Source organism: Paenibacillus sp. PastM-3, assembly GCF_029893965.1.
GTDB lineage: Bacteria > Bacillota > Bacilli > Paenibacillales > Paenibacillaceae > Paenibacillus_AQ.
The window spans coordinates 628,800-638,152 of sequence record NZ_JARXXP010000002.1 but is presented as its reverse complement, the minus strand read 5'-3'; the positions used below and the strand labels follow the sequence as shown (position 1 = coordinate 638,152).

Genomic DNA, 9,353 nt, shown 5'->3' with positions numbered 1-9,353 from the left:
AGGGATTATCCGGTATTAGCTACCGTTTCCGGTAGTTATCCCAGGCTAAGGGGCAGGTTGCCTACGTGTTACTCACCCGTCCGCCGCTAAGCTTACCCCGAAGGATAAACTCCGCTCGACTTGCATGTATTAGGCACGCCGCCAGCGTTCGTCCTGAGCCAGGATCAAACTCTCCAATAAGGTTTTTCCGAGCGGTTACTTCACCCGAATCACTCCGAGGAAATAACCATCCGAAAACTATTGTTAGAGCGATTCGCTCATTTTGAAACATCTGACGAGAATGTTACATTCTCATTTTGGAATCACCGAAGTGAATTCCGATACTCACTCGTTGTTCAGTTTTCAAAGATCAAGCTCGTTGTCACTGTCGATGTTCTCTTCAGCAGCAACTTTTATACTATATCACATCCGGTCGTTCGTTGCAAGCTCTTTTTTAATTTCTTTTTTCGAGCTTGGCGTCGATGCTTTTCAGCATTTCTTGGCCGGAATAAGAATATACCATGTACAGAAATAGAATGCAAGCATTATTTTGAAATATAAAAACAAAGCTGTACTCACATCCGTTCTCCCCAAAAACAGGATTCGGTCATAAGACAGCTCTACTCAATTATATGCATTGTGGCATAGTATTAAGCAATAATCTCCTTAATATGCAATTCGCGCTCCACCATGAGATTCACAATTTTGCCCTCTACCTGGACCATAGGGCGTGTAGGATTGCTGCGGTCCGTAAAAATGATCTCTCCATGGCGTCCATCACTCAGCTTGATTCTGGTTCCGTTATAAAGATCTGTCGTTTTCTGAATGAAGGTCTGAACAATAACCGGATCCAGCTTGCCAAAGCTCTCAGCCAGAATCTGTTCAAGTACCAGATAAGGCGACTGTGCCTTTCTATAAGCCTTTCTCAGCGTCATTGCGTGGAAGATATCTGCTACAGCCACAATTTTGGCGTAGAAATGAATCTGGGAGCCTTCCAGACGCAGCGGATAACCTGACCCGTCTATTTTTTCATGATGCTGAAGTGCTGCAAGCCTGACACCTTCATTGATTGCCGTAACATTACGCAGCAGCTGGTAGCCATAGGTTGTATGTCTGCGCACTTCTTCCAATTCGGCTCCTGTCAGCGGCGTCGGCTTCTGGAGCAATGAGACATCAACCTTCGCATTTCCTATATCATGCAGCAAGCCGGCAAATGCAGCCTGCATCCAATCCTTTTGCGGATAGCCGCACCACCGGGCAATCTTATATGAGGTTAAGGCAGACAGTACAGCGTTATGATAATTATAATCCTCTTCATGAATGACACGCGGAGAAAATTTTAAAACATGATAGTCCTTGAGCTCATTAATCAGTGCCTCTAATTGACTGCGTATCTCCAGGATCGGCAGCGGGGCAGCAGCCACAGAACGGTAAATCTGCTTAACCAGGGCCAGCATTTTGTCGTATTCGTCATGCAGCGAAGAATTGCTCTTGGCAAGCAGTGACTCATCAACCGTTGCTCCTGCTTTAACAGGTGTAGCTTTGGCTGCCGTTTTGGCCGGCTCAGGAGCTTTATTCTCACTCTGTGTACCCTCAATTTCCACGTATTGCACGAGAAATGCCTGCAGAATCTCGATATCCCGCGGCAGGATTACTTTTCCCTTAGTAAAAAGTACCCCACCCAATGGAGTGTTGACATCTTTAATAATTTTCGAACCCGGTTTTACTTCTGCCACGGATATACTTGGCATACACTCAGCCCCTCTGTTTCTGTAAAACTTGCCTACTGCTTAATCCTCTAATTATATTATGGATATTTGGAAGCGACTAGATAGGGTACAGCCAATTCCGTAAAATTAATTTAAAAAAGCACAGGTTTCTATAATTCAGAAACCTGTGCTCCTTGTAATGCGTTCTATTCCAGACTATCTTCTTCACCCTCAGCGTCCGCCAAAGGCTCTGAATCAGTTACTCCCTCTGTATCCACTGCCAGTGTGCCTTGTCCTTCTTCCCCGTCCTCATGACCTGGAAGCTCGTCTTCTTCTTTATCCGCTCTGCACAGCGTAGCTACAGCATCATCCTCACGGATGTTAATCAGCTTAACGCCCTGCGCATAACGGCCCATTGTCGAGATTCCATCCATGCTGGTACGGATCAGTGTTCCGCTGGTTGTGATAATCATCAGGTCCTCATCACTCTTAACAACCTTCAGACCCACTACCAGGCCGTTTTTGTCAGTAAGATTAATCGTCTTGATCCCCTTACCTCCGCGGGTCTGGGAACGGTAATCGCCGGCAGGCGTCCGTTTACCATAGCCTTTGGCCGTTACGATCAGGACTTCAAGATCCTTATCTACGCAGTCCATTCCAATGACATGATCATCTTCATCAAGGGTGATCCCCTTAACACCGGTTGCACTGCGTCCCATAGAACGGACATCATTCTCAGAGAAGGTAATGGACATCCCGCGCGCCGTACCGATAATCAGCTTCTGCTCACCGTCGGTCAGCTTCACCTCGATCAGGGAGTCCTCTTCACGGAGGTTGATCGCGATGAGACCGCCTTTACGGATATTGTTGTAATCCTCAAGCGGTGTCTTCTTCACAATACCTTCGCGGGTAGCAAAGAACAGATACTTATCGCTGTCTGCCTCCTGCACTTGAATTACAGCGCTGATCTTCTCACCCTGTTCAATTTGAATCAGGTTGATGATCGGCGTTCCACGTGCTGTGCGTCCAAGCTCTGGGATTTCATAGGCTTTGATCCGGTATACCTTACCCTTATCGGTAAAGAACATCAGATAGTTATGGGAGTTGCTCACGAAGAGATGCTCCACAAAATCCTCATCCTTGGTATCCATCCCGATTACGCCGCGTCCGCCCCGTTTCTGGCTACGGTACGTGCTGACCGGTAGGCGTTTAATGTAGCCGGTGTGTGTAATCGTAATAACGACCTCTTCACGCGGAATCAGATCCTCATCCAGAATGCTTTCTTCGCCCACTGTAATTTCAGTCCGGCGTTCATCGGAATATTTATCGCGGATTTCCTGCAGCTCGGTGCTGATAATCTCCAGGACAAGATGCTCGTTAGCCAGAATTTCCTTGTACTCGGCAATTTTGGCTACCAGCTCGTTATATTCGTTCTCGATCTTCTCCCGTTCCAGTCCGGTCAGACGCTGCATCCGCATATCGAGGATAGCCTGTGCCTGCTCGACGCTGAGCTTAAATCTTTCCATTAAGCCTTCGCGGGCAATATCGGTTGTGCGCGAGCCTCTGATTAGAGCAATAATCTCATCCAGATTATCAAGCGCTATACGCAGACCTTCCAGAATATGAGCACGTGCCTCAGCCTTCTTCAGATCAAAGATCGTCCGGCGGCGGATAACTTCAATCTGGTGCTGCAGATAGTGATACAGCACATCACGGAGATTGAGAATCTTAGGCTCGTTGTTCACAATCGCCAGCATATTAATGCCGAAGGTCGACTGCATAGCCGTATGCTTATACAGATTGTTAAGGACAACGTTAGGATTAACGTCGCGGCGCATCTCGATAACAACACGCATACCGGTACGGTCTGACTCATCACGCAGATCCGTAATGCCTTCGATCCGTTTCTCGCGGACCAGCTCGGCAATTTTCTCGACCAGTCTGGCTTTGTTAACCTGGTAAGGAAGCTCATGCACAATGATCCGGGCTTTACCGTTATTTTCTTCAATAGTCGCTTTGGCGCGCATCGTAACAGATCCGCGTCCGGTGCGGTAGGCCTGGCGGATACCCTCACGGCCCAGGATATACCCGGCCGTCGGGAAGTCAGGACCCTGAATATATTCCATAAGCTCCATAGGGGTAATATCCGGATTCTTGATCATAGCCTGTACGCCGTCAATGACCTCTCCCAGATTATGCGGAGGAATATTGGTTGCCATACCTACTGCGATCCCAGATACCCCGTTAACGAGCAGATTCGGATAACGGGCAGGCAAAACTACAGGCTCATGCTCTTCACCGTCATAGTTAGGAGCAAAATCAACCGTTTCCTTGTTAAGGTCCCGCAGCATTTCGCCTGCAATTTTGGATAGACGTGCTTCTGTATAACGCATTGCCGCAGCCATGTCACCATCGATGGAACCGAAGTTCCCGTGGCCGTCTATAAGCATATAACGCATAGAGAAATCCTGAGCCATACGTACCATGGTCTCATATACGGCAGAGTCACCGTGCGGATGATACTTACCGATAACCTCGCCGACGATTCTCGCTGACTTCTTATGAGGTTTATCCGGAGACATTCCGAGTTCTGACATTGCAAACAGAATGCGCCGGTGAACAGGCTTGAGTCCGTCCCGCACATCCGGCAAAGCCCGGCTGACAATGATGCTCATCGCATAATCCATAAAGGATTCGCGCATTTCCTCGCCAATGTCCCGGTCTTTGATTTGCGGGTTATTTTGTTCAGCCATGAGTTGCTGGACCTCCTTCAGTTAAAAACCGCTACCCCTAATTATATTACTTTCACAAAAACAGCACAATTAAACAGGGTAGCCTTATATCTGCTATTATTCATTTCTTTTAGCACCGGCTAGGGTAAATGCCCTTTCCGCCAATGCCTCCAGTACATAGACTATACAGACAAGTGGAACGGGTTTATGACCCTATTTTAAGGCCATACAGGTATAGCCCCATATCCTAATATTATAACATTATTTAGTTAACTTGTCCTGACAATTAAGAGCGCAATCTGCAATTAAGAAATAGGCTGGGAGGAAAATAATGAGGATTCAACGCGTGTCCAGCAAATGGGCCAAAACCAGAGTCATCCTGCAAAACCGCCAGCTGGCGATCTTTATTCCGGAAACGCGAAGATACAGTCTGGACCATTTGACCGAGCTGCTTGATGTCTACGGCACTGTATATATTAAGCCTGACCGGGGTACTTACGGCATTGGGGTCATGCGGGCTGAACGGCGTATCGTACATTTAAGTCCGGGCGGGCAGCCAAAAAACAGGGATTCAGCAGGTGAAGAAGCTGATGAGTCTGTAATGCAGGAGCAGATTATGTACGTACTGCGCTACGCAAAAGATGCCGAGGTATATAACTCAGCAGCTGAGCTCCATAGTGCCATTCTCCCCAAGCTGAAGGGGCGCCCCTATCTGGTGCAGCAGGGCATCGACCTGCTTAAGTATCATGAACGGCCGTTTGATCTTCGTGTGCTTACGCAAAAAACACCTTCAGGCGGCTGGGAAACAACCGGTATGCTAGGAAGAGTAGCCGCTCCCCAGAAGGTGGTCACCAATTATCATAACGGCGGCAGCATTTTTTCAGTCGATGCTTTGTTTAAAGAGCATATGAGTCCGGGTGAGACGGCCGGCATGATCCAGCAGCTGAAGTCACTGGGAGTCAGAATCGGGAATCAGCTTGAAACCGCATATCCGGGACTTAAGGAAATCGGGCTTGATGTCGCACTTGATCAGCATCATGATCCGTGGCTGCTTGAGGTAAATACGCTCCCCGCCATTATGATATTCAAAACATTCCCAGACAAATCAATATACCGTAAAATCCGCCGTTATGCCATTGCTTATGGACGCCTGAAGAAACCCCGGTCTGCTGCGTCTGCCCGCAGAAAGCTTGTTGCCAGACCGTAAAGCCGAAAGATAACAACTGAAAAAGAACCTCCAGCCCGCTATTCAATCCGAATAGAGAAGCCGGAGGTTCTTGTCATAGTAAAAATATTAAACGTCCAGGTTACGGACAGACTGCGCATGCTCCTGGATAAACTCACGGCGCGGTTCTACGTTATCGCCCATTAGCGTATCGAAGATACCGTCAGCCAGTATCGCATCCTCAATGGTCACCTGAAGCATAGTACGGCTCTCAGGATCCATTGTCGTATCCCACAGCTGCTCGGCGTTCATCTCTCCGAGACCTTTGTAGCGCTGAACGTTAACCTTTACATTCTCACCGAAGCCGGCAATGATCTCATCACGTTCCTTCTCGGACTGGGCGTAACGGATTACCTTATTACGCTCAATTTTGAAGAGCGGCGGCTGGGCAATGTAGATAAAGCCTGCCTCGATAATCTTCCGCATGTAACGGTAGAAGAAGGTCAGCAGCAGGGTACGGATATGGGCTCCGTCGACATCGGCATCGGTCATGATGACGATTTTGTGGTAGCGCGCTTTGGATATATCAAAGTCATCGCTGATCCCTGTACCCAGTGCAGTGATAATCGCCCGGATTTCGGCATTGGACAGAATGCGGTCCAGCCGCGCCTTCTCAACGTTCAGAATCTTTCCGCGCAGCGGCAGGATCGCCTGGAAATGACGGTCACGCCCCTGCTTGGCAGATCCGCCTGCAGAATCCCCTTCGACAATGTACAGCTCACTGATTGAGGCATCCTTGGATGAGCAGTCAGCCAGCTTACCCGGAAGGGCGCTTACCTCCAGTGCACTCTTGCGGCGTGTCAGCTCACGTGCTTTGCGGGCTGCTTCACGCGCACGGGAAGCCTGCAGCGACTTCTCCAGCACCCGGCGGGAAACCGCCGGATTCTCTTCCAGGAATTCCTGCAGCTTTTCGCCGAACAGCGATTCCACTACGCCGCGGACTTCACTGTTGCCCAGCTTGGTCTTCGTCTGACCTTCAAATTGCGGCTCAGGAATTTTGACAGAAATGATGGCTGTCAATCCTTCACGCACGTCATCCCCGGTAAGGTTGCCGCTGCTGTCCTTAATTACGCCTGTCTTGCGGGCATAATCGTTAATGATCCGGGTGAGCGCACTCTTGAAGCCGGATTCATGCGTTCCGCCTTCATGTGTATTAATATTATTGGCAAAAGAGTAGATATTCTCTGTATATGAATCATTGTATTGCAGAGCTACTTCAACAGCGATCATATCCCGTGAACCTTCCACGTAGATCGGCTCTTCGTGCAGCGCTTCTTTTTTCTCATTCAGGTATTTCACATATTCAACAATACCGCCGTCGTATTTGAACGTATTGCTGGTTCCCGTGCGCTCATCATGCAGTGAAAGCTCAATTCCCTTGTTCAGGAAAGCCAGCTCCCGGATACGAGTAAGCAGTGTTGTATATTCAAAAACAGTCGTTTCCGTAAAAATCTCCGGATCGGGAAGAAACGTTGTTGTTGTGCCAGTCTCATCGGAATCTCCGATAATCTTGATATCATACTGCGGAGCACCACGTTTGTATTCCTGCTGGTAGACATGGCCGTCACGCTTAACAGTAACAATTACCTTTTCGGATAATGCATTCACAACTGAAATCCCAACGCCGTGCAAACCGCCGGATACCTTGTATCCCCCGCCGCCGAATTTACCACCGGCATGCAGAACAGTCATTACAACCTCAAGCGTGGATTTCTTCAGCTTCACATTCTCGCCGACAGGAATACCCCGTCCGTTATCAATTACGGTAATACTGTTATCTTCATGAATAATCACTTGAATCCGGTCGCAAAAACCTGCCAGCGCCTCATCGATACTATTATCGACAACCTCCCAGACCAAATGATGCAGACCTTTGGCGCTGGTAGAGCCGATATACATGCCGGGACGCTTACGAACGGCTTCCAGCCCTTCAAGCACCTGAATCTGGCTCTCATCATATGTCGGTTGATTCATTGACATGCCTTCACCTACTTCTTTCAGATTATCTCTTGAAACCTTGAACGATTTATATTTCAAACAAGATTTTGGCTCTTTTTTTGAGAGTGGAGGAGGATATGGGGGAGTAGTAGACCGTATTTTTAGTGACGACGATAGATTTTGCTTCCTCTTCACCGATCCGCTCCAGTTTCTTGTCCTGGCCGGAATGAAGGATGAACTGTTTCGACACCTTAGAGGATTTCTCAATCGATATATCAAATATAGCTATCAGCTCTGAGGATCTTATAACCTTCTCCCCGCCCAAATGAATATACATGCTCTGCCTCCGCTCTTTAATTCTCCACTTTTCCATCATGAACATGGTATAGGCTTGCGCCCTTCAGCTTATCCGTATTCAGAGTCTCTACACCCGTCGCGGTGATGAAGGTCTGTACTTTGCTCTGGAAGGTTTCTATAAGCTGGGTCTGACGATAGGGATCAAGTTCGGACAAAACATCATCAAGAAGCAGCACAGGATACTCACCGATCTCCTCATGGATCAGTTCAATTTCCGCCAGCTTGAGCGATAAAGCTGCCGTACGTTGCTGCCCCTGGGATCCGTAGACCTGAGCTTCTCTTCCGTTGATAAAAAAGGACAGGTCATCCCTATGGGGACCCGTCAGCGTCATGCCGCGCCTAATTTCCTGTTCTCTTGTTTGTGATAACTTTAACATAAATTTGTCCAATAAGACAGCTTCATCTTCCTCTTCGCGCTCTCCAAAGGATGGAACATACTGCAGTCTGAGCTCTTCCCCGCCGTTTGTAATGCCCTTGTGAATGCTTTCTGCCCAGATCTGCAGCTTCTTTATAAATTGTTTCCTTTTTTTGATGATTTTAACACCATGTAGGGCAAGTTGGGCATCCCATATTTCGAGCAGTTCCTTGGCGGCAGCCTCTTTACCCCATAGCTGTTTCAGCAGATTCCCCCGCTGGAGCAGCACTTTCTGATACTGCTGTAAGTGAAAAAGGTAGCTGGGCTGCACCTGGCCGATCTCCATATCGAGAAAACGGCGGCGTATACCCGGCGTACCTTTGACAATCTCCAGATCCTCCGGAGCAAACATGACTACATTCAGCGAGCCGACAAATTCACTTAACCGGCGCTGTTCCAATCCATTTATTTTAGCCTTCTTGCCTCCGGCAGACAAGGTCAGCTCCAGCTTGAGATCCCCGTATTTCCGCTCAACCTCAGCGACAATCTGCGCGGACCCTGCCGGAGCATCGAACGATATCAGTTCCTTGTCCTTGGAGGTGCGGTGGCTTTTGGTCATTGCCAGTACAAACAGAGCTTCCATGAGGTTTGTTTTGCCCTGGGCATTCCGGCCGAGAATCAGATTGACATCGCCCAGGCTTTCCAGACGCAGCAGCTCATAGTTGCGATAATGCTGCAGACCGATATTTTTAACGAACACGAAGCTTAGGCCTCCCCGAAGTACTACTCTTGTATTCCGCCGCCTTCAACCTCGAAAACGCCGTTGTCCTGAACCTCTATTCTATCACCAGGATACAGCTTTCTTCCACGCCGTTCTTCCACTTCTCCGTTAACAAGCACATGGCCCTCCTGCAGCAGAGCTTTGGCCATCCCCCCTGTGGATACACAATCTGAGAGCTTCAAAAACTGGTCGAGTTTAATATATCCACTGTGGATAAGTATTTTTTTCATGATTTCTATCCTTTCCACCACTTATCCACAGGTCCGTGAACAGCGGC

The 9,353-nt window shown here is 48.5% G+C and carries 7 protein-coding genes and 1 rRNA gene; 1 reads left to right on the top strand and 7 read right to left on the bottom strand.

The genetic code is table 11. The annotated features are described in order from the left end of the window. The 3 genes from M2108_RS06620 to gyrA form a co-directional block, all read right to left on the bottom strand. A 16S ribosomal RNA gene (locus M2108_RS06620) occupies positions 1–180 on the bottom strand; the annotation flags it as partial. Positions 181–629: 449 nt separating this feature from the next. Continuing rightward, the gene (locus tag M2108_RS06615; protein WP_277467813.1) at positions 630–1,730 is read right to left on the bottom strand and encodes an HD-GYP domain-containing protein; all 1,101 of its coding nucleotides are present in this window, start codon (positions 1,728–1,730) and stop codon (positions 630–632) included. Positions 1,731–1,894: 164 nt separating this feature from the next. After that, a complete protein-coding gene (gene gyrA, locus M2108_RS06610; protein ID WP_277467814.1) occupies positions 1,895–4,441 on the bottom strand; it encodes a DNA gyrase subunit A in 2,547 nt (848 codons plus the stop codon). Between the two features lie 310 nt (positions 4,442–4,751). On the opposite strand from gyrA, the gene M2108_RS06605 reads away from it, so the two are divergent. Next, positions 4,752–5,627: a YheC/YheD family protein gene (locus tag M2108_RS06605; protein WP_277467816.1), complete on the top strand. Its 876-nt coding sequence runs from the start codon at positions 4,752–4,754 to the stop codon at positions 5,625–5,627. 87 nt (positions 5,628–5,714) lie between these two features. Here the strand turns inward: M2108_RS06605 and gyrB are convergent, their stop codons facing one another. The 4 genes from gyrB to yaaA are packed head-to-tail and all read right to left on the bottom strand — an operon-like array spanning position 5,715 to position 9,306. Further along, entirely contained in the window at positions 5,715–7,625 is a 1,911-nt protein-coding gene (gyrB, locus tag M2108_RS06600) for a DNA topoisomerase (ATP-hydrolyzing) subunit B (protein WP_277467817.1), read from the bottom strand. A 46-nt stretch (positions 7,626–7,671) separates the two neighbouring features. After that, positions 7,672–7,920: an extracellular matrix regulator RemB gene (remB, locus tag M2108_RS06595; RefSeq protein WP_068729588.1), complete on the bottom strand. Its 249-nt coding sequence runs from the start codon at positions 7,918–7,920 to the stop codon at positions 7,672–7,674. Positions 7,921–7,936: 16 nt separating this feature from the next. Further along, positions 7,937–9,055, bottom strand: coding sequence for a DNA replication/repair protein RecF (gene recF, locus M2108_RS06590; protein WP_277467818.1), 1,119 nt, complete (start codon positions 9,053–9,055; stop codon positions 7,937–7,939). Between the two features lie 23 nt (positions 9,056–9,078). Next, entirely contained in the window at positions 9,079–9,306 is a 228-nt protein-coding gene (yaaA, locus tag M2108_RS06585; RefSeq protein ID WP_039868807.1) for a S4 domain-containing protein YaaA, read from the bottom strand. Between the last annotated feature and the right edge of the window lie 47 nt (positions 9,307–9,353).

Excerpts from the sequence above, each read along its gene's own strand:
- remB (WP_068729588.1), bottom strand. The coding sequence starts at position 7,920 with ATGTATATTCATTTGGGCGGGGAGAAGGTTATAAGATCCTCAGAGCTG.
- gyrB (WP_277467817.1), bottom strand. The coding sequence starts at position 7,625 with ATGTCAATGAATCAACCGACATATGATGAGAGCCAGATTCAGGTGCTT.
- M2108_RS06605 (WP_277467816.1), top strand. The coding sequence starts at position 4,752 with ATGAGGATTCAACGCGTGTCCAGCAAATGGGCCAAAACCAGAGTCATC.
- yaaA (WP_039868807.1), bottom strand. The coding sequence starts at position 9,306 with ATGAAAAAAATACTTATCCACAGTGGATATATTAAACTCGACCAGTTT.
- M2108_RS06615 (WP_277467813.1), bottom strand. The coding sequence starts at position 1,730 with ATGCCAAGTATATCCGTGGCAGAAGTAAAACCGGGTTCGAAAATTATT.
- gyrA (WP_277467814.1), bottom strand. The coding sequence starts at position 4,441 with ATGGCTGAACAAAATAACCCGCAAATCAAAGACCGGGACATTGGCGAG.